The sequence below is a fragment of the Bacillus sp. BR3(2024) genome (genome assembly GCF_039134555.1).
GTDB classification, from domain to species: Bacteria; Bacillota; Bacilli; order Bacillales; family Bacillaceae_G; genus Bacillus_A; species Bacillus_A cereus.
Genome location: NZ_CP152433.1, coordinates 4,731,166 through 4,751,054, shown reverse-complemented (window position 1 = coordinate 4,751,054; position 19,889 = coordinate 4,731,166). Strand labels below are relative to the sequence as shown.

The following is a 19,889-nucleotide window of genomic DNA, read 5'->3' as shown; positions in this document are numbered from 1 at the left end:
GACTGCGATGATTCAGCATATTTATGAGCATTATCACATGCATGTTAAAGAATTAATCCCCCTTGGCCCCTATAAAAGCTTTTGGATTCGCAACAAAATTTATGTACTTGTTCCAATTGGAGAAATGGAGGAAGAAGTACTTGTAGAGATGAAAAAGCTCAGTGACTATATGAACCAGCAAGGGGATATAACTGTAGCGACTTTCGTTCCAACTATACACGGCTACTATGTAAGTGAGATAGAAGAACAAAATTACTGCTTATTAAAAGGTATGCGAGCGTTAGAACGACATGCTACGTCATTAGGAAGTGAACTTTCTATATTCCATAAAAGAGGTGCATTCTTTCCAGAAGAAATCGAGCAATTAAGCCGCATTGGTGAATGGAAAGCGTTATGGGAAAAGAGACTCGATCAGTTAGAAAAGTTTTGGCAATCACAAGTGATGAACCACCCTACAGACGTATTCGATCAATTGTTTATTGAATCCTTCCCGTATTACTTAGGAGTTGCAGAAAATGCCATTCAATATGTTGTTGATACAGAAATGGATGATACGCCGCAACTAACGGATGCAGCGACAATTTGCCAAGAACGATTCACACCTTTATTATGGCATCAAACGAAGCGTCTCAAACTTCCTTTTGATTGGGTGTATGATCACCCAACTCGAGATATAGCAGAATGGATTCGCTATATGATGATTGAAAAAAAGAAAGACTGGGATCAAACAATCGTTCAATTTGTTACAGATTATGAACGGAATTACTCGCTGTCCTCATTTGGTTGGCGTTTATTATTTGCAAGGCTCCTGTTCCCGCTTCACTATTTTGAAACGGTCGAACGATATTATCAAACTGGAAACGAAGAACAAAAAAGCATATATAGAGATCGCTTAGAAGCCATTTTACACGATGTAAACCGCTCAGAGCAATTTATGAAGCACTTTTATGGCTCACTTCGTTTACCAGTAGATAAGCTCGGGATTAGAAAATTAGATTGGTTATCTTAAAAATATAAAAAAGAGACCGAGTGAGGTCTCTTTTTTATATACCACAATTTTATGTAATACATTATGCCCCTACCTGTTGATCTGTACATATATTTAAAACGAATTGATGCCTTTCGAGCTTTTCATTTACTTTACCCAATAATTCTTGCTGGATTTCTTTAAATAAAAATTGATAGCTTGTATTCCATGTTGGTATAACGGATGAAAGGCCTAATAAATACTCTTTTTTCTTTTCTAGTTCTTGAATTGTTACAAAAGTGTTCCCCATTTTTGGCATCTGTCGTCCCCCTATGTTTTTTTACTGTATATGTGTGAACGATTTACTATATAGTATTAATTATCGCATTTTTTGAGAAGGATTTCCAATTTTGTTTTATGATGTTAACGGATAAATGTGATTTGAATAAAAAAAGGAGACCAAATTTGGTCTCCTTTTAGAAGGCGATTCTGAATGAGCCGCTTCCGCTTTTAGATTAAAATACTTGTTCTACTTCGATAACGCCTGGTACTTCTTCAAGTAACGCGCGCTCGATACCAGCTTTTAGTGTGATTGTAGAACTTGGGCAGCTTCCGCATGCACCCATAAGGCGTAGTTTTACGATACCTTCTTCAATGTCTACTAATTCAACGTCTCCGCCATCGCGAAGTAAGAATGGACGTAATTTATCTAATACTTCTAATACTTGTTCTTGCATATGTGGGTTTTCCATTTTTATCGACTCCTTTCATCAGTTTTATTATAATCAAGATAGAGGGGAAAATCTATTTTTTCTCTTCTTGTTTTATTGTCGAAATATTGTATCGTGTTTTTTCAGTATAGGGGTATGGAATAAGTTTGTAAAATGATGTGCTTATGTAATAAGACATCTGAATATACTGTTGGGACAAGAAGTGGGGGAGAAGAAATGGTTAATGTTCAAGTGTATGGGACGAAAGTAATTTGTGCGAGCTGCGTCGGAATGCCATCTTCAACAGAAACGTTTGAATGGTTACAAGCGGCAATTGGTCGTAAATATGAAGGACAAGAAAATAAATTTAATTTCGAGTATATTGATTTCCAAGAAGAACAAGAAGATGCAGATAAAAAAGCATTCGCTGAGCGCGTAGTGGAAGAAGATTTATTTTATCCGGTCGTTCTTGTAAATGGAGAAATTGTTGGAGAAGGAAATCCTCGTTTGAAGGATGTTTATGAAGAAATCGAGAAATATTTATAAAACAAGAAGTCTTTGCGAATTTGCAAAGGCTTTTTTATTGGAGGGATAGATATGAAAAATGGAGTGAAGCATGCGTTACCAACGGAAGTACAACAGTTAATGGAGCGGTACACAGTAGAATTAAAAGAAATTTTTTTGGATGAAAAAATAGTCGGGGTATATATTTACGGATCCATCGCACTAGGTGCATTTCATAAGGAAACGAGCGATGTTGATTTTGTTACAGTGATAAATGATTCCGTGAATGAAGCTGAAAAACAGCAGCTTGTGGAACTACATAAGAAACTTAGTGACAATACGCTAGGTAAAAGAATGGACGGTATGTATATTCCGCTTGCTGACTTAGGGAAATACAATGATGAAATGAACGAGTACGTGTATTGTGCAGATGGTAAAGCTAATGTTGGTCATTGGGACATTAATGCGGTCACATGGTGGACGTTGAAAAATCAAGGCATTACAGTTACAGGAAAAGAAGCAGAAGATCTTCCGCTGCAAATACAATGGAATGATGTAGTAAATACGATGAAATACAACGTAGAACAGTACTGGAGTGAAAAGGCGAAGAAGCCATATTTATTTTTTATAGAAGAGTGGGTAGAATCAGCTGTCGTTACGATGGGACGCATTTTATATACACTAGATTATAAAACAATCGTTTCAAAAGATAGAGGATTGCAATACTTGTCAGAACGTTCAGCGGAAGAATGGGAGCTCTTATTAAAAGAAGTAGCGAGAATACGGCACAATCCAAAAGAAAAGAGAATGCTCTCAAGGTGGAGAAGGGCAGATATGACGAAGAGGTACTTACTGCATTTAATTGAGACGTGTAGAGAGAAATGGTAGGGAAGAAAATGGACAATACAGTGGGGTGTATTGTCTTTTTTATTTTGTAGTAGATAGAAAAGTATTTACAAGTATTGTGTAGAGGAAAGATAATAGAAAAAAATATGCGCATGGGGGAAGATGATGAGTAAATATAAATTACATATAGATAGAGAACAATTATGGAAAGGATGCGTTTTAAATTCGATTGCCCATGCAATTAATGTAGCGCATTGTCCAGATTTCTCACATGAAAGTTCATGGGATGGATTTAACTATAGTATGCAAGATAGCCAAGGCGGACAAGGGACAATTACGTTTCATCCGAATTACACGATTGTATGTCTTCAAGATGTGAATAGCGAGAGAATTGATGAGTGGATTGATGCGAAAAATTATTTTGAAGGGGCACCTTCGGAAGTAATAGATATTGCGAAAGAAGAAGCACTTCAATACGTATTAGAAGAAGTAGAAGGCGAAACAGTTCCTTTTATTACAACTGCATTTTGGATTGAGGATAGCGGTGCGTATTCAATTGATTCATTTGAAGAGATGGAAGAGCACGGCGGATTCTTATTAGAAATTCCATTACTTGATACAGCATCAGCAATAGAAAGACTAGAAGAAGAGTATGAACTGACAGAGGAACAAATAGAGCTTTTACAACTCGTGTATAAGAAAAAAATCCAAAGTCCAAATGAGGAAATTAAGTTGTCCAAAGAAGAAGTAGCAATGATTGGAACGGAAGATAGTGAAGGATTGGAAGTTAGTAAGGATTCATTTGAAGAAATGAATATTACTTGGGAGTTGTAAGGGGGATAACATGTTTCCGATTGGTGATCAGCCGAAGATTATGAAAGACTTAGCAGGTATAGCTGGTGATTTAGAAGAAGTAGCGATTGAGGGGAAAACAAAAAATATAGAACGACTAGCATCTTTGAAAGTTAAAAAGTTATGGATGTTCACAGTAAATCAAAAGCAGTTTGATCATATTCTTACGTATGTTTGTCCCGATATATTATACGTGTACGAAATGAGGGTCGAGGATTTAAGTAGCCTTCAGAAATTGTCTAATTTACAACAGTTGTATATGTGCTGGAATACAAAAGCGAAGACGTTATGGGACATTGATTATAATAAAAAACTCAAATCCTTACTAATTGATGATTTTTCTAAGTTAGAAGATTTAAGTGCTTTAAGTAAGTGCACACAACTTAATACCTTCTATATGGGTGGTGGAATAAATACAGCGATGAAAGTACAAACTTTAAAACCACTCGCTGAATTACAGCAGTTGCAAAAGCTTACTTTGATGAATTTAAAGGTTAAAGATGATTCATTAGAACCGTTAATGCAATTGAAAAATTTAAAGGAGTTAAGCTTATCTAATCAATTTAAAGTGGAAGAGTATGCAAAACTCTCTGTAGCATTGCCATATACGGTATGTGAGTCTTTTAAACCTTACGTATATATGAACGATGCAATAGATGGGAAAAATATAATGGTGACTGGGAGAAGAAGGCCAGTCCTTAATTCAAAAACGGATACTGTGAAGATGCAAAAGTATGAAGAACGATTTAAAAAGTTACAAGAGGAATATAAAGCACTAGTAGAAAGTACAATGTGAAATTACATTGTACTTTCTACTAGTTTTTTCATATACATATCAACTTCGTGAAAGAATATGGGCTCTTTTTCCTCGGTATTCAGATGCACGGTGCAATGTAAATATTGCTGGAAGTAGCGATTAGCTTGTTCGTACTGTTTTAATTTGTAGAAAGAAAAACAGGTAAGAAGTAGAAACGCTTTTTCTTCTAATATTGGAACGACAGCTAGTACCGGAGTAATGGAATGTATATTTATTTCCACTAAATTTTCATAAGATGCCCACGTTTGAAACCAGTCGAAAATAGTAGAAAGGTAATTCGGAATGTTGATAGTTTCATGTGAAACATTGTGCAATAGCTGGTTCTGTTTGATATGTATAGGCTCTATTCTTGTTTGTAGAATGCAAGCGAATATTGAAATGTTTTCTTTTATTTGTAATTGGTTCGTAATAAGCTGCGGGAGACCGATAGGGTGAACTCCTATATTTATATAAAAATCATCTCCAAACTGGCTTTTTTGTATGTTAATGAGCTTATAAAATCCGTTTTCAGCTTTGAAAAATGTATGTCTTTTTTTCTTAAAGCCGAGTGGTTTTAAAGTGGCGTGTAAATTTGTAATAAAATCTTGCTCCTTTTTAGAGCCAGGCTTATTCTTCGTCATATTCATAAGTAGTTAAGTTTTGTAAGAAACTTTCAAAGTTAGGTGCTAATTCAATAATTTCCTCAAACTCATTATCGATAAATATAACTGGAGGATTTTCAGCTACATTTCGATAGTCTAATGCAATCCATGTATGTCCATCACCAGATAAAAGTACGATATTCTCAGGCATTTCCCATTCTCGAATTAAATAGCGGCTCTCTAAAATACTAGATTCATTTTCATTAAAAGAAATACCATATAAACCAGATACATTAACGTGATCGTCTGCCCAAGAATTTGGCTTTGAAGTAGGGTGAACATCGAGACGAAGAGTTCCCCCATTTTGTTCTTTTAGAAGGGTTATATATGATTCTGGAAGCTTTACGTTCAGTACTTCTTCTGCTTTTTTGATTAGTTCATCGTTAATGGGTGCTAGTTTTAAATAGTCATCGTCTGCCCAAATTGTACTCTTCATATTCGGTCACCTCAAATAATAGTTTTAAGAATCTTATGTCATATATTATAGTTAGTTTAGATAACACGCAATAGAGGGAGGGACGGAGTATGGATGTGTATGAATACCTCGATCACGTAAATTCTAAAGAAGATTTATTAAAATTTCTTGTATACCTCCAAAAGGATTTTAAAGCGAATAAAGATGAATGGGAGAATGTAGAGGTAGAGACTTATTTAGAGGCATTAAATAGTTGGTTAGGTTCTTGTGAATCGGTTTATATAAATCAAGGAGAGAAGTTTCCAGAAAATATTTCATGGAAGTTTATTGCTCAAATGTTACTTGCGGCAGCTCATTATGAATAAAATTAGATTTTTAAAAGATAGAATGGAGAAGATATCATGATTAACCATAATAAAATTAAACAACTTTTAGCACATGTAGATCGTGCTGAGGATAATGAAATTGAGCTAGAGTATGAATCTGAACCTATGACGATAGAGTTGTTTAATAGTGAAGAAATAGAAGAAGGGCAACTTGGTTATAGTTTTGATGAAGAAGGACAAAGCTTAGTCGGGAATGAAGAAGGAGATTGGAAAGAAGGATGGATTGTAATAGGGATAGATTCATATCTTGGAGACCCGATTTTTGTAGATAGTAATGATGAGAATTGTCCAGTTTATACAGCTATGCACGGTGAGGGAGAATGGGAGCTGGAATGTATAGCGGAACGTATAGAAGATATTATTGAGAAAGTGAAGGGGAATGTGGGGGAATAAAATAGTATTTCAATGTGATTAAGAGGGAGGAAATGTAGTATATATTCACTAAAAAAGATATATAAAAATGATTTTGATGCATCCTTTTTAGTGAATATATAAAATAATTAACTTAGTGTATTAAAGATATGATACATAATTATTTTAATATATTTAAAAGTAAAATGAAATAAGAAACGGATAATTGTCGGAATATATTCGATTTCCGTTCACTTTTATGAAATATGTGTACTTTTTGTTAGATTCCTTCATTTTGTCCATATACAATAAATGTATATAGAAATAAGAAAAGGATGATGTACGTGAAGGACACGGTTTTACAAGAAACGATTTCTCCACAAGAATTACATAAAGTTGTTCAAAAGAATACAGCTTATTATGACTTTAAGTGGGGTAAAGTAGAAAACCCTGCGCAAGGGAATACATGGAATTGGGTAGCCTTTTTCTTTCCAACTTTTTGGTTAGCTTATCGTAAAATGTATAAGTTATTTATTATATTTGCGTTATTGGCTATACCTAGTATAGTTATAACCCCTTTTATAGATATTCCAGAGGGGATTTATGTAACATTTAGTTTAGCTCTTCAATTAGGAATGATGATATTTACTGGATGGCAAGGAAACCGTTTATATTATAAGCAGGCTGTTCGTGTTTTTCGTAAGGGAGAAGATGCGTCTGATCATGAGAAGGCGTATTTCTTACAATCTAAGGGTGGCGCTAGTGTAGCTGGTATGATTGGTTTACAAGTTATAGTCGGGATTGTGTTTGGCGGAGCTATGCTCGGACTTTCTCTTTTACCAACTGAGCCGAATATTAAAAACGTTGTTCGTTCAACTGGTGAAGGGGTTACTTTAGAGATTATGACTGATAATCCAACCTGGAAGTTTGTGAAGAAAGAAAAAGATTATGACGTAGTAGAGTTTACTGGTTATGATTATACAGAGAAGAAAAACGTGAAAATTAAATTTGCTGTTTATTTCGATGAAGATTATTTCGAGTGGCAAGAGATATATGAAAATAATAAGAAGTTAAGTGAAGAAGAAGTAGAAGAATATCAAATTTACATTGAAGAAAATAATTGGGGTTTCTAGAGGGAACTCGTTCATTTTGAAAAGAAGAATCTTGTGAAGGTTCTTCTTTTGTTTATTAGGGGGAGAGAAATGATTTCAGTATTAATAGAAGCTCTAATAGGATCGATTAGTTTAAGTACGGGTTTACACACGAAAAAGATTGATGCTAACATACGTTACTTGCAGCAGTATGAATGGTTTCGAATGATATATGAAGACGAGAAGTATCGAAAGTTATTTATTACGAACTACAAAGTTCGCTCATATTTACAAAGTAAGTTAAGAGTTCGATTGCTCGTAAAAAATAAAAATGCACAACGAAGATTTTTAAAATTAGTAGAAGAACAAATAGAAAAAAGGCATACGAATTGAAATTTTGTAAAATACAATAAAAAATGAGAATTTGAGGTAGGCTTGTCAATAACGTGAGACTATGGCACTATAAAGAAATGCTATACAAATTTTATTTATCGAGATGTAAACATCAATTTTGATTTTTACGTATAAATAATGAACGGAGGAAATGAATTTATGGCTACTTTACCAAATTGTCCAAAATGTAATTCAGAATATACGTATGAGGATGGCGTTCTTTTCGTATGTCCAGAATGTGCTCATGAGTGGGGCCAAGACGCAGAAGCTGAAAATAATGATGGTGCAAAAGTTGTAAAAGATGCGAACGGAAACGTTCTTCAAGATGGCGATGCAGTTACTGTTATTAAAGACTTAAAAGTAAAAGGAACTTCTTCAGTTGTGAAGATCGGTACGAAAGTAAAAAGTATCCGTCTAGTTGATGGCGATCACGATATCGATTGCAAAATCGACGGTTTCGGAGCTATGAAGTTAAAATCACAGTTCGTTAAGAAGGCGTAGTACAAATAAAAAGAGGAGGCGAATAGCCTCCTCTTTTTATTATGTCACTTTTTGTCGGTAAATCGATATTTCGTACAAAATCGTTGATATATTCTGAGTTATGATAGATATATTGAAAAAATCGTTAATATAATTTCATTCATCGTGAACTACGCACGATTCACCGTGCACCATATTCAATTTCTTTCAACTGACATCGCTTATTAAAGAACGTTTTATATCCAAGCTGTAAAAAGATAATGACAGCAAAGGCAGTACTTCCAGAAATACCGAGTATGATGGCGATTTGATATTGAATGGCTGTGAATGGTGATACACCGGATAATATTTGACCAGTCATCATGCCTGGTAAGCTTATAATCCCCATTCCGACCATAGAATTAATTGTTGGTAAAATAGCAGAATCAAAAGCGTCTCGAATGAGCGGAGCAGCTGCTTCTTTCGGTGTTGCGCCGAGCATAAGTGCACCTTCAATTTGACCTCTTTGCGATTTCATATTGTTTAAGAACGTATTTGCGCCGAGAGAAACACCAGTCATGGCATTCCCAACTAACATTCCTGTAATAGGGACGATATATTGCGGAGCATACCACGGATTATGTCCGATAATAACAAAGATAAATAGTAGAAGTGGCCCAATTGATCCGGCGACCATGGAAAGGGCGGCTACTCGTTTTAATTCTTTAGACATTGGGATGTTAACTCGTTTATAAATATTAAAAATTGCAAAGGTAGTCATAGAAGTAATGAGAGCAATTGTATAAAATGGATTACTGTTTTCAAATACGTATGTAAGGACATATGCAACAAGTACGAGCTGAATCGTCATACGGAATGTTGCGAGAGCGATTTGTTTTTCGCGAGGTATTCCTTTTAATTTTACAAGTCCAATTAAAATAAGAATGAAAATATAGGCAGCTGCAAGTTGCCAAATTTGGAGTTCAATAACGCCCTTCAACAGAGAGCACTTCCTTTCTAGTTGCACCGTTTGCTTTACTAATCTCAATAATGTCGTCTGCAATTTCTTCTGGAAGTTGTTGTGAGTGTGTGATGAAGATAATTGTTTTTTTCTTTTTTCGTGCTAGTTCAGTAAATTGTTTCATAACGCGGCGTTCTGTATCACTGTCTAATGCTGAAGTAGGTTCATCTAATAAATAGACAGGCGGATCCATAAGTACGATACGTGCAAAGGCAAGTCTTTGTTTTTCACCGCCAGATAGTGAGGAGGCGCTATCTTCTAATTGCTTGTCTAAGCTAACGGTTTGTAATGCACTCCGCAGGGCATCATCATTTGGAAATGGTTTTTCAGAAAGACGAAGTCCCATTAATAGGTTGTCTTTAACGGTTCCATCAAAAATAGGTGGAGTTTGCCCAAGCATAACTACGTCACGACGTAATTGAATAGGGTGATAATCAGAAATTAATTTTCCATTATATTCAATTGTGCCGGATGTTGGAGATTGTAAATCGTTTAACATGCGAAGCAACGTGCTTTTTCCGCTTCCGCTTTCACCGATAATGCAAGTAATCTTTTCTTTTTGAATCTGTAAATAAGGAATATATAGTATATCTTTATATATAACGTTTTTTAATATAAACATAAATCGCTCCTTTCTGATTCTAGTTATATCGTATCAAAAAAGAGAAGATAACGGTTATAAAGAGCAACGTTTTTTCTTCGTCTTGAGTTTTATTAATAAGTTAAGTAAACGATCTAATTCTTGGCTGAAAGAAATCACTTTATCATGAGTCAATCCGTATCGTTCAACGAGATAGATTAACTCTTTCTTTTTCGCTTCTATTCGATTGTTTAGTTTCGATAAGTTCATAAGTGGAATGTAATGCCTCCTACAAAAGTATTTATCACATAAAAAATAAGACCGAATGAATTCGGTCTTCAAGGAAATAATAAAACAACTTACAAATAGCATACAATGTTTATCAATATTTTTTAATATAAAAATGAAAAATAAATCATTATAAATATTGAGAAAGATGTGTCTGATAATTTTTAAAAACTGATGCAAAGAGGCTGCCTACATAGTAGACAGCCTGTAAAGTATTAACCTTTATGATATTTGTACATCCAAAGAAGACCAGATTTTAATAATCTCGGTACACGCCCCATTAATGGTTGGTTTGCGAGTAAACCGAATCCATGCTTCTTACCAAGAGATCCTAGAACACCTTTTAATTTAATAACAGGTAGTTCATCCGGGAGTGGTTCATTATTCCAACGTTTTAATAATATTTGGACAATTTGTTCTCCTTGACCTTCAGCAAGTTGGGCAGATGGTGCATGTGGAAGTGCTGCGCAATCTCCTACAACATACACGTGCTCGTTGTTTGGAATATTGTGATATTTTGTTAAAACAACCCGTCCGCTACCATCTTGTTCAACTGGAAGGTTTCGAACAACTTCATTTGCTTGAATACCAGCTGTCCAGACGATTGCATCACATTCAAGTGGTTCATCGTGGTTGTACACAATATTTGGTTCTACTTTTGTAATGTTAGAGTTTCGTATAATGTTAACTTTATGCTTTACAAACCATTCTTCTACATATCTACTTAATTTCTCTGGATATGGGAATAAAATTCTATCTTTTCGATCAAATAAATAGATTTTTAAATCAGAACGGCTTTCACGAAGTTCACTTGCTACTTCAACGCCACTTAAGCCAGCACCAACAACAGCTACTGTTGCATTTGGTTCTAGACTATTTAATTGTTCATAGGTTTTACGTGTTTGTTCAATTGATTGTAGACTATGTGTATATTCCCTAGCCCCAGGAACGTTATGATATTTATCTTCACAGCCAAGTCCGATAATTAAGTCATCATATTGGATTGCTTCGCCGCCATCGAGATGAACAGCTTTTTCTTCGAGGTCAATATTTGTTATTGTGCCGTATTGAATATTGAGGCGTGGGTGTTCAGGAAACGGTATACGAATATGCGTTTCTGAAATAGTACCCGCAACTAATGCATAATATTCAGTTTTGAAGCAATGATATGGTACTTTGTCGATTAATGTCACTTGTACATCATCTGGAAGTTGGTTGCTTGGAAGTAGCCTTTGCAGAATTCTCATTCCACCGTAGCCGCCACCTAGTATTACGAGGTGTTTCATGATGGATTACCCCTTTTCTGTTGAAATATCCCCTAATCATAAAATTTTATATTAATAAAATATTTTGACTTTACTCAATCAAATTATATCGAATTTGTGAACAAATAACAATGCATGAATGAATACTCTGTTGTACAATAAGAAGAAAAGTAAAATAAACTGTTTTTCCTTTGTAGTTACTATTTCATTGGAAGTAGCATGTTATATAGAAGAAGTCATCTACTTTGAAGTGAAGTAATGAAGTAACTAAATAGTTTAGACTGTGTAACGAAAACAACAAGAAACAGCTTAGTTTTCTTCTTATAGATAAAGTGAAAAGGTAATTTGTTTTGTAGTACAGGGGGGAGAATTTTGATTAAACCATTAATTGAATTTTGTGTAGGTAACCTTGCAAGTGGTTCACAAGCAGCTCTAGAAAAATTAGAAAAAGATCCGAATTTAGATGTAATGGAGTACGGTTGTCTAGGGTATTGTGGTATTTGTTTTGAAGGACCGTTTGCACTTGTAAATGGTGAAGTTGTACAAGGTGCAACAGTAGAAGAGCTTGTTAATAATGTATATGAGTATTTGGATGAAAATCCAATGTTTTAAGGTGTTGCGAATTAGCAGCACCTTTTCCATTAGATAAAACTTTATTTTGTGGGGAAGGCTAATGCTGATTATTAGCCTTCCCCAATTGAAAATAGTGGGATAAATAAAAAAAGGCCCTTTTTAGAAGGGCTTTTTTCTTACACAAATTGTGTAAGAGTGGCTCATCGCCAAACGTTGTCAAATATGAGAAACGGGGGACATTCATATTGTGTTCTAAAAGCATGCATTTTATACTTAACATAACAAATTATTTTTGGAGTGAATATAAATGAGCCAATTTTCTTTTACAAAAATGCATGGTCTTGGCAATAGTTATATATATGTAAATATGTTTGAAGAGCAAATTCCTGAAGAAGATTTAGCCCTTGTGGCCGAAAAGGTTTCAAATATTAATACTGGTATTGGAGCAGACGGGATGATTTTAATTTGCCCTTCAGACGTAGCTCCGGTGAAAATGCGCATGTTTAATAATGATGGTTCTGAAGGAAAGAGCTGTGGTAATGGTTTGCGCTGCGTAGCGAAATATGCGTATGAGCATAAACTAGTAGAAGAAACAGTTTTCACAATTGAAACGTTAGCTGGTATTGTAACGGCTGAAGTAACAGTAGAAGATGGTGTCGTGACATTAGCGAAAATCGATATGGGGGCACCGCGTCTAACACGTGCAGAAATACCGATGCTTGGTGAAGGTGAAACGCCATTTATTCGTGAAAACTTCTTATATAATAATCATCGTTATGCATTTACAGCTGTTTCAATGGGAAATCCGCATGCGGTTATTTTGGTTGATGATGTAGAAAAAGCACCTCTTACAACACTTGGACCAGTCCTTGAGACACATGAAATGTTTCCAGAGCGAGTAAATGTTGAGTTTATCGAAATTTTGAATGATGACGAGATGAACTTCCGTGTTTGGGAACGTGGATCTGGTGTAACGCAAGCTTGCGGAACAGGAGCGTGCGCTGCAGTTGTAGCTGCTATTTTAAATGGAAAGATGGAACACGGTAAGGAAATTACTGTTCATTTAGCTGGTGGCGATTTAATGATTGCGTGGACTGAAGAAGGAAACGTGTTGATGAAAGGACCTGCGGAAGTAATTTGCCGCGGAGTGTATGAGTACAAGATAGAAGCGTAAAGATGTATAATGGACTAAGAACAGAAAGGAAGGTGTATTTCATGATTGAAGTAACAGAACAAGCAGCTTTTCAAATTAAAGATATGTTAAAAGATGCTGAAGATGGAGAGAAGTATGTGCGCCTTGCTGTACACGGCGGCGGATGTAGCGGTCTTTCTTACGGCTTAGGATTTGAAGTAGAACCAAAAGAAGACGACACAGTTCTTGAGTTTTTCGGTGTTGAATTTGTTATCGATACAGAAAGTGCTCCAATTGTTAAAGGAGTAAAAATTGACTATAAACAATCTATGCTTGGCGGTGGATTCACAATCGACAATCCAAACGCAATCGCATCATGCGGATGTGGATCATCTTTCCGTACAGCGACGAATGCTGGTAAACCAGAAGAGTGCTAAGTTTTTAGACGAAATAGAAAAGGCCTTTTTAGCGATGGAATAAAATCGTTAGAAAGGTCTTTTCTTTTGGCATTAAAACAGAAAATGCATGTAAAGTTACTTTGGAATTTAATTTAAATGTTATTATATATAGGATATGTGATTTATATTGTGAATTCCAGTTTCATATTGCTCGTTTTAAGATAAGATTTCGTAACGGAAATGTAAATAAATAGAAGAAATATACTATTTATTAGTTGTATTTAATGTTAATATTTGTAACGAAGATGATTGGCGATCGTGTTCGGACTAGCTGTAGTTTCACCGGTTATTACTAATAGGTAGATTTATCCCATAAAAGCCCGATTGGTGAGGGCTGATTAAAGTTTCACTTTATATAAAAAAGGTGTATGAGGGAGAAGGCTATAGCAAATTGTATAGAACTGAATAGTTCCGTATTCATTAAAATACGTTGATTACTAGATATTAAAAAACACCGGGGGGATTAGAATGAAGTTATTTAAGAAAGTACTTATAGTAGGGGTGGCGTTGACTACAGTATCGATTTTGGGGGCTTGTTCTAGCGATACAGACGTATTAACAAAAGTAGGAGCAAAGCAACCAGCGAAGGCGGAAGGTGACGTATTAAAAGATCAGAAGAAAACACCTATGACCACGAGCAAACGTGAAAGTATTAAAAATGAGGACGCTCCATCATCAAAGAAGCGTTATATTTCTCATGATGAATCTCAAAAGATTGAGGAAGGTATGACGTATACGGATATTCTTAATACGATTGACTACGGTGGTGAGAATATAAAACATTATAATAACAATGAAAAACGCGTATTTTATACTGAAAAAGATACGGATGGTACATATGAAATTATGGTTGAATTAAATACATATGGTTACGTTGTGAATATTGAACGTACTGCTATAAAGGATACAAATAAAGATAAAGATAAAGAGAATCGGGTATCTACGAAACGTATTGAAGAGCCTGTAAAGGAATATGAAGAAAAAAACGATCGTGTACCGTGGTATAAAGATGTAAATAACAATTCGGCAGCAGTAAGTTACAATCACTATTTGAAAATAAAAAAAGGTATGCCCGCGAATCAGGTAAAAGCTGCAATTGGACAGCCACATGTGATTGAGAAATATAAATCTTATTCAGTATATGATTATACTGGTTATGGTGGAGAAGGATCATTACGTGTAATTTTTGAACCGAATGGAACTGTTACGGATGTAGTGGAAGACGGTTTACCACGATAATAAATTAGTTACGGGAAGAGTTGTAGTAAAGTTGTCTTTGATTTTATAAATTTTTTGGGAGCATCTCCGAATATAGGTGGAAAAATAATTCTCTTAGCCATGTTATAGTATTAGTATTTACCGAAGTTTCTTCCAAATTCAATAGCGTTATTGTGGATGTTGTTGTCGTATTATTTTTGTTGATATATACCGCAGTAGGGCAGCAATTGTAATTGGACGTAAAAGGACGCGGAGGAGTAGCAGTTTCCTTTTTGAAAAAAGGAGGGAAATATGGTGGAGGATATTCTTGAATTCATAAGGAGATACGTAATTAAACCTGTTATTAATTTAGTAAGATATCTTGTAATAGAGATTATAATTGAGGGCATAATAGAAGGCGTAATAAATGGTATAAGGAAATTACGTGATAAGTGGCGAAATTGGCGTGAAAGACGTTATTGGCGGTAGTGTAGCTGATGAGCGTGCGAAACAAAAACGTTATACAGAAGTTATGAAGAAGTTTAATGAAATGATAGCAAACCACCCGCATTTAGAATCTGTACTCGTTCCAATTGGTGATGGAATGACAATTTCTAAAGTGAAGAAATAATTATTATCTTACAAAAGTGTAATGTTCATGTCATGTTTTTGAATTTCTTCTTTAAGCTCTGGGCTTTAAGATAAGAATATAAGAAAAAACATATGAGGTGAAGGAAATGAAAAGATACATTGCACTATTTAGTATTTTAGTTGTATTCGCAAGCTTGTTAGTTGGTTGTGATTTAAACCGTATGGGTAAAGATGAGTACTACGTTCAAATTACAGTAGATGGAAAAGAAGTTCATAGTAAAGCTGATAATGGTCAAAAATTTAAAGATTATGAATATAAGTTGACTGGCTTTGATAAAGACGGTAAAGAGAAAGAATTAGAATTTACAGCTCAAAAAAATCTTCGTAAAGAAGCATTCCTACGCGTATATCACTCAGATAAAAAAGGTGTATCAGCTTGGGAAGAAGTAAAGAAAGACGAGCTTCCAGCGAAAGTGAAAGAAAAATTAGGCGTGAAATAAGACAGATAGAAAAGGAATTGACGAACAGGGTCAATTCCTTTTTTTGCTTTCAAATTCTTCTTCTGAAATGACTTTAAATCCGTGTCTTTTAAATAAAGCAGTTGTCACTCCGAAACCAGTTTGCTTATTGCCGTTAAATTCTCCAGTGTAAATCGTAGAACTACCACAAGATGGGCTGCGTTCCTTTAAAATAATATATTCTGGGTGTAAATTTTTAATTTGTTCTAATGCTTTATAAGCGCCATTTACGAAAGCTTCTGTAACATCTTCACCATCTTTTGTCATCACTTTCGCTTTTCCGTCTAAAACGTCGTCGCCATTCCCGCCAATAATTTCAGCTGAGGGGCGAGGTGTTGGTAATCCCCCTAATATTTCAGGACAAATGAGGACTGTATCTTCTTTTTGCAAAAGCTCCTCTATTTTTGAAACGAGATTGTCATTTCCATCATACCGACAAGCGATACCACCTAAACAAGCACTAATTACGATCATATTTTCATCTCCAATAAAAAAATATTAACTATCACGCCAATTTTTCTTCCTGCCTCTTATTTATAAGTGAGGTGATAAAAATGGGAAGCTTATATAATTTAATGAAACCATATAGTGAATTTCAAAGTAAAGAAGAGTTTAATACATATCAAAAACAAGTTTTGAAACATTATCGATTTCAATTAAATAAAACGGATGCTACCATTATTCATTTTTTAGGAAAGTATGCAGTGAATGAGAAACAGAAAACAGTGGGGGTTGCTTGTCCATTAATGGAGACGATTGCTACAAATGTTGGAAAGAGTATTCGTACAGTACGCCGCTCTATTGCAAAGTTAGAGGAACTAGGAATTATAAAGTGTGTTGCGACAAAAGAAAGACATAGGCGCGGCGGATATAGTGCGAACTTATATGTATTTCTTACATCTGCAATTGACCGCATGGATGACCGTATGAAAATGTCCGCATGTGAAAGTGAGGATCGTGCATCTGGCTGTAGTAAAAATGTACAAAAAAATGAGGGTGAAACAATTCTTTCTAAAAACATTCCACAAATAAAAGAGAATAGAAAAGAAACGTACGAGCTTGATGAGACGTATTGCCGTCACGATATACCAAAGCCTTTTATATACGCACTGGTGCCGATGACGAGTAATCCGAAGAAAATTAATATATTTTGGAGTAAGGTCGAGCTTGCATATAAAAAGAGCGGGTTACTAGAACAAGGTGTTTTACTAGAGCAAATATTAGCTGACGAAGAAATGTATGGAAATTTAATTTGGCGTGTGAAAAGTGTTGTAAGAGCATATAAATATGGGGAAATTCGTAAAGACATTGGGGCACTTTTATACAGTACAGTGCGAGATTTATTTTTAGAGATTGGATTAGAATGGGGAGCAGCTGTGAGAAGAAGTAAGGGGATAGCGTTATTTGATCCATTTAAAAAAGAGCCATGCGTATAATACATGACTCCAAGTAGCTAGTCGAACTTTCTTACAACTGGAACACGAATCGCTACAAATAGTACGAAGACGATAACAGCTATTGCACCACTTTTCATAACGGTTACGATTGGAATTCCTATTGCAAGTGCAATGGATGTGAATGCATAAGAGAGCGGGATAAAGCCCATTGATGATAGCATAAGTAAGCTCATTACGCGTCCCATCATTTCCTCTTTTACTGTCGATTGAATCATCGCCATAAGCGGAACGATAGCCATTGCAATTGTAATACCATAAAACATGCCGGCTAATAATGCTTGCCAAAGTACGGTGCTAAAGTTGATGGATAAGAAGAATACACCAGACAGTAGCATCATGATAATGCAAAATAGTCCGCGTCTACGATTAATATTTTTTAAACCGACAATGACAGCGCCTATTGCCATTCCGCCGCCTACAGATGCTTCTAAGTAACTGAAATGGAGCGAGTCACCGTGCAGAACATTTTTAACGAAAAGCGGGAAACCGACTTGCATCGGACCGATTAAAAATAAGTTTAAAAAAGCGCTACAAATAAGGAAAGTTGAAAGGAATGGCGATTCCTTTACATATAAGATTCCTTCTTTAATGGAAGTGAACATACCTTTATCTGTATCTTTTTGTTCTGGCATCGTAAATTGTATTTTTTGAACGAGTATGGCAGCGACAATCAGTAATAAAATCGTAATGGAAAAGATTGTCTCGTAGTTCGTAAATTTAATGAGAATTCCGCCAAGTACAGGGCCTAAGATGACCGATGCTTGGTTCGTCATTTGTGTAAGTGAATTCGCTTGTGTTAACCGGCTTTTTTCTACCAATTCCGGTAAGATAGATCCATCTGCTGACCAGAAGAAAGCATCAGCAAGTCCAAAGAATAAAGCGAATAAAGCAAATGTATATAGCGTTACATCACCAACGATAAACCATGTGAGAATGGTTGCGACAAGAATCGCTCGAATGATATTGGAGTAAAACATAATATTTTTTTTCGGGAATTTATCAGCTACAGCGCCGCCGACAATCATAAAAATAAGCCTTGGAACACTAAGGGCTACGAAAACAACACCGAGTGAAGCTTCAAGGTTTAATGTTTTTGCTATGTACCACGTTTGTGAAAAAGTAAAAAAGGCTAAAGCAAAGCTTGAAAAAAGAGTAGCTGCCCAAAGAAAAAGGAAATTCGTATTTTTTAATAACGGTTTTCCGCTTCCTTCTAAAGCAGTTTTATTTTGTTGTAGTTCCTCCATATTGCTTCCTTTCTATGTGACAAATTTAAACTAAAAAACCAGTAAACGCCCGATTGGTGAGGGCTAATACTTAATGGGAGATGCCCCCACTGATTATAGTTTCACTTTATACAGTTTCTAATATTTCTATACTGCACTTTCTCATTGTAGACAATAATAATGAATTTGCCCAGTAGCTATTTAACGACAAAAAAAGATGCCGAATGGGCATCTTTTTTTAGGCTAACGCAATATAAATATCCAATTGTGCATGATTTGGGTCTAATGCTCTTTCGTCGTAAAGCTCGAAGTCTGTTGTGAAGGCACGTTTATTTTCTTTCGACCATTGCCAAATATATTCCCAAGCTTCGCAAACGACTTCAGCAACTGGTCCCTTTCTCGTTGTAAATACCGCATACGTAGCGGCAGGTATTGTTAAAGTTGTCATATTTTCAGGAACATCTTCTAATGAAGAAACGGGCATACCGATTGTAAATGTATATGTACCAGTTTCATCTGATTCGTAGTTGGAGTAGAAAGCGAATGTTTCTTTCGTTTGTTGATTTGGGATGTGATGCATCATTTGTTCTTGAAAGTATTTGTTCCAAAGCCCGGGGATTTTTCCTTCAGGAGATGCCTCTATTTCATTAGTTGTCGTAACCGAAACGCCGATTGCTTGGAAAGCTTCTTTTTTTACGATAATGGGTTCGTTTATCATTACAAATTCCTCCTTTAAAATAAGAACATACGTTCTTTAATAATATAACATATTTTTACATGTAACGGTTATTGTTTTTTGAAAATTTTAATCATAAACAACAAACTGAAATAACTAAAAAATGGTAAAAATTCTATTGTATGTATGAATAGGTTAGGGAGTATGTTAAGATTTTTATGTATCCTTTAACTGTTATATAAGCCTATGCAGTAGAACGTTTTTACTATATTAAAAATGGTAAAGGTTTGTATAAGTGTCCGGTATATATGCTATTTTTGATAAATTAAAATAGTAATATTCTATGAGATTTATATTGTTGACATTGGGATTTCAACGATACATTTTCGTAGGACGGATTGTTGCGAGTGGATATATATTGCTATGTATACGGCTACGAAATTAAGTAGACGGATAGCAAGTATATAGAAAGGAGAAA

28 protein-coding genes are annotated in these 19,889 nt (G+C 35.2%); 17 read left to right on the top strand and 11 right to left on the bottom strand.

Annotation, left to right across the window (positions count from 1 at the left end; all coding sequences use genetic code 11):
- Positions 1-7 precede the first annotated feature (7 nt).
- A complete protein-coding gene (gene yutH / locus V7S45_RS24575) occupies positions 8-1,009 on the top strand; it encodes a spore coat putative kinase YutH (RefSeq protein ID WP_000614215.1) in 1,002 nt (333 codons plus the stop codon).
- Positions 1,010-1,070: 61 nt separating this feature from the next.
- On the opposite strand, the gene V7S45_RS24570 is transcribed toward yutH, so the two are convergent.
- Together V7S45_RS24570 and V7S45_RS24565 are read right to left on the bottom strand one after the other, a co-directional pair.
- Positions 1,071-1,286, bottom strand: a complete 216-nt coding sequence (locus tag V7S45_RS24570; protein ID WP_001125507.1) for a hypothetical protein — start codon at positions 1,284-1,286, stop codon at positions 1,071-1,073.
- A gap of 196 nt (positions 1,287-1,482) precedes the next feature.
- The gene (locus V7S45_RS24565; protein ID WP_000431159.1) at positions 1,483-1,719 is read right to left on the bottom strand and encodes a NifU family protein; all 237 of its coding nucleotides are present in this window, start codon (positions 1,717-1,719) and stop codon (positions 1,483-1,485) included.
- A 195-nt stretch (positions 1,720-1,914) separates the two neighbouring features.
- On the opposite strand from V7S45_RS24565, the gene V7S45_RS24560 reads away from it, so the two are divergent.
- The 4 genes from V7S45_RS24560 to V7S45_RS24545 all read left to right on the top strand — a co-directional run bounded on the left by V7S45_RS24560 (position 1,915) and on the right by V7S45_RS24545 (position 4,675).
- Entirely contained in the window at positions 1,915-2,223 is a 309-nt protein-coding gene (locus V7S45_RS24560; RefSeq protein WP_000248588.1) for a YuzD family protein, read from the top strand.
- Between the two features lie 51 nt (positions 2,224-2,274).
- Complete coding sequence (locus V7S45_RS24555; protein ID WP_000788486.1) at positions 2,275-3,069, top strand: nucleotidyltransferase domain-containing protein; 795 nt, start codon at positions 2,275-2,277, stop codon at positions 3,067-3,069.
- Positions 3,070-3,192: 123 nt separating this feature from the next.
- Positions 3,193-3,861 carry a hypothetical protein gene (locus tag V7S45_RS24550; protein ID WP_025686782.1) on the top strand — a complete coding sequence of 223 codons (669 nt, stop codon included), beginning with the start codon at positions 3,193-3,195 and terminating at the stop codon, positions 3,859-3,861.
- 10 nt (positions 3,862-3,871) lie between these two features.
- Positions 3,872-4,675 (top strand): leucine-rich repeat domain-containing protein, encoded by an 804-nt coding sequence (locus V7S45_RS24545; RefSeq protein ID WP_000483944.1) that lies wholly within the window; start codon positions 3,872-3,874, stop codon positions 4,673-4,675.
- A 2-nt stretch (positions 4,676-4,677) separates the two neighbouring features.
- On the opposite strand, the gene V7S45_RS24540 is transcribed toward V7S45_RS24545, so the two are convergent.
- Both V7S45_RS24540 and V7S45_RS24535 read right to left on the bottom strand, forming a co-directional pair.
- Entirely contained in the window at positions 4,678-5,316 is a 639-nt protein-coding gene (locus V7S45_RS24540) for a DUF4304 domain-containing protein (protein WP_025686781.1), read from the bottom strand.
- Entirely contained in the window at positions 5,303-5,773 is a 471-nt protein-coding gene (locus V7S45_RS24535) for an SMI1/KNR4 family protein (protein WP_002025033.1), read from the bottom strand. Before V7S45_RS24535 ends, V7S45_RS24540 begins: the two co-directional genes overlap by 14 nt.
- An 89-nt stretch (positions 5,774-5,862) precedes the next feature.
- On the opposite strand from V7S45_RS24535, the gene V7S45_RS24530 reads away from it, so the two are divergent.
- The 5 genes from V7S45_RS24530 to phnA all read left to right on the top strand — a co-directional run bounded on the left by V7S45_RS24530 (position 5,863) and on the right by phnA (position 8,474).
- Positions 5,863-6,117: a hypothetical protein gene (locus tag V7S45_RS24530; protein ID WP_025686780.1), complete on the top strand. Its 255-nt coding sequence runs from the start codon at positions 5,863-5,865 to the stop codon at positions 6,115-6,117.
- Between the two features lie 36 nt (positions 6,118-6,153).
- A complete protein-coding gene (locus V7S45_RS24525) occupies positions 6,154-6,531 on the top strand; it encodes a hypothetical protein (RefSeq protein ID WP_025686779.1) in 378 nt (125 codons plus the stop codon).
- Between the two features lie 293 nt (positions 6,532-6,824).
- The gene (locus tag V7S45_RS24520; protein WP_142292990.1) at positions 6,825-7,622 is read left to right on the top strand and encodes a DUF2628 domain-containing protein; all 798 of its coding nucleotides are present in this window, start codon (positions 6,825-6,827) and stop codon (positions 7,620-7,622) included.
- Between the two features lie 69 nt (positions 7,623-7,691).
- A complete protein-coding gene (locus V7S45_RS24515) occupies positions 7,692-7,973 on the top strand; it encodes a hypothetical protein (protein WP_000626489.1) in 282 nt (93 codons plus the stop codon).
- Between the two features lie 159 nt (positions 7,974-8,132).
- On the top strand, positions 8,133-8,474 hold the full coding sequence (gene phnA / locus V7S45_RS24510) for an alkylphosphonate utilization operon protein PhnA (protein ID WP_000212735.1): 342 nt from the start codon (positions 8,133-8,135) through the stop codon (positions 8,472-8,474).
- 160 nt (positions 8,475-8,634) lie between these two features.
- Here phnA and fetB read toward each other — a convergent pair whose 3' ends face one another.
- From fetB to V7S45_RS24490, 4 genes are all read right to left on the bottom strand, one after another.
- Positions 8,635-9,432 (bottom strand): iron export ABC transporter permease subunit FetB, encoded by a 798-nt coding sequence (gene fetB / locus V7S45_RS24505; protein ID WP_342761531.1) that lies wholly within the window; start codon positions 9,430-9,432, stop codon positions 8,635-8,637.
- Entirely contained in the window at positions 9,416-10,075 is a 660-nt protein-coding gene (locus V7S45_RS24500) for an ABC transporter ATP-binding protein (RefSeq protein ID WP_049107538.1), read from the bottom strand. Before V7S45_RS24500 ends, fetB begins: the two co-directional genes overlap by 17 nt.
- A gap of 54 nt (positions 10,076-10,129) precedes the next feature.
- Positions 10,130-10,303: an aspartyl-phosphate phosphatase Spo0E family protein gene (locus tag V7S45_RS24495; protein WP_001054091.1), complete on the bottom strand. Its 174-nt coding sequence runs from the start codon at positions 10,301-10,303 to the stop codon at positions 10,130-10,132.
- 233 nt (positions 10,304-10,536) lie between these two features.
- Entirely contained in the window at positions 10,537-11,607 is a 1,071-nt protein-coding gene (locus V7S45_RS24490; protein WP_000682068.1) for an NAD(P)/FAD-dependent oxidoreductase, read from the bottom strand.
- Between the two features lie 351 nt (positions 11,608-11,958).
- On the opposite strand from V7S45_RS24490, the gene V7S45_RS24485 reads away from it, so the two are divergent.
- The 6 genes from V7S45_RS24485 (at position 11,959) to V7S45_RS24460 (ending at position 16,037) form a co-directional block, all read left to right on the top strand.
- The gene (locus V7S45_RS24485) at positions 11,959-12,198 is read left to right on the top strand and encodes a YuzB family protein (protein WP_000595026.1); all 240 of its coding nucleotides are present in this window, start codon (positions 11,959-11,961) and stop codon (positions 12,196-12,198) included.
- Positions 12,199-12,466: 268 nt separating this feature from the next.
- Entirely contained in the window at positions 12,467-13,333 is an 867-nt protein-coding gene (gene dapF / locus V7S45_RS24480; RefSeq protein WP_025686937.1) for a diaminopimelate epimerase, read from the top strand.
- A 41-nt stretch (positions 13,334-13,374) separates the two neighbouring features.
- Positions 13,375-13,728 carry an iron-sulfur cluster assembly accessory protein gene (locus V7S45_RS24475; protein ID WP_000573826.1) on the top strand — a complete coding sequence of 118 codons (354 nt, stop codon included), beginning with the start codon at positions 13,375-13,377 and terminating at the stop codon, positions 13,726-13,728.
- A 489-nt stretch (positions 13,729-14,217) separates the two neighbouring features.
- Positions 14,218-14,988: a hypothetical protein gene (locus tag V7S45_RS24470; RefSeq protein WP_025686936.1), complete on the top strand. Its 771-nt coding sequence runs from the start codon at positions 14,218-14,220 to the stop codon at positions 14,986-14,988.
- 403 nt (positions 14,989-15,391) lie between these two features.
- Complete coding sequence (locus V7S45_RS24465; protein WP_050844650.1) at positions 15,392-15,577, top strand: methyltransferase; 186 nt, start codon at positions 15,392-15,394, stop codon at positions 15,575-15,577.
- A 106-nt stretch (positions 15,578-15,683) separates the two neighbouring features.
- Positions 15,684-16,037 (top strand): YxeA family protein, encoded by a 354-nt coding sequence (locus tag V7S45_RS24460; protein ID WP_000833148.1) that lies wholly within the window; start codon positions 15,684-15,686, stop codon positions 16,035-16,037.
- 30 nt (positions 16,038-16,067) lie between these two features.
- On the opposite strand, the gene V7S45_RS24455 is transcribed toward V7S45_RS24460, so the two are convergent.
- A complete protein-coding gene (locus tag V7S45_RS24455) occupies positions 16,068-16,529 on the bottom strand; it encodes a DUF523 domain-containing protein (protein WP_000635481.1) in 462 nt (153 codons plus the stop codon).
- 80 nt (positions 16,530-16,609) lie between these two features.
- Between V7S45_RS24455 and V7S45_RS24450 the strand changes: the two genes are divergently transcribed.
- The gene (locus V7S45_RS24450) at positions 16,610-17,491 is read left to right on the top strand and encodes a helix-turn-helix domain-containing protein (RefSeq protein WP_342761530.1); all 882 of its coding nucleotides are present in this window, start codon (positions 16,610-16,612) and stop codon (positions 17,489-17,491) included.
- A 17-nt stretch (positions 17,492-17,508) separates the two neighbouring features.
- Here V7S45_RS24450 and V7S45_RS24445 read toward each other — a convergent pair whose 3' ends face one another.
- On the bottom strand, positions 17,509-18,756 hold the full coding sequence (locus V7S45_RS24445; RefSeq protein ID WP_025686933.1) for an MFS transporter: 1,248 nt from the start codon (positions 18,754-18,756) through the stop codon (positions 17,509-17,511).
- Between the two features lie 217 nt (positions 18,757-18,973).
- Entirely contained in the window at positions 18,974-19,453 is a 480-nt protein-coding gene (locus V7S45_RS24440; protein ID WP_088346159.1) for a GyrI-like domain-containing protein, read from the bottom strand.
- Positions 19,454-19,889: the final 436 nt, after the last annotated feature.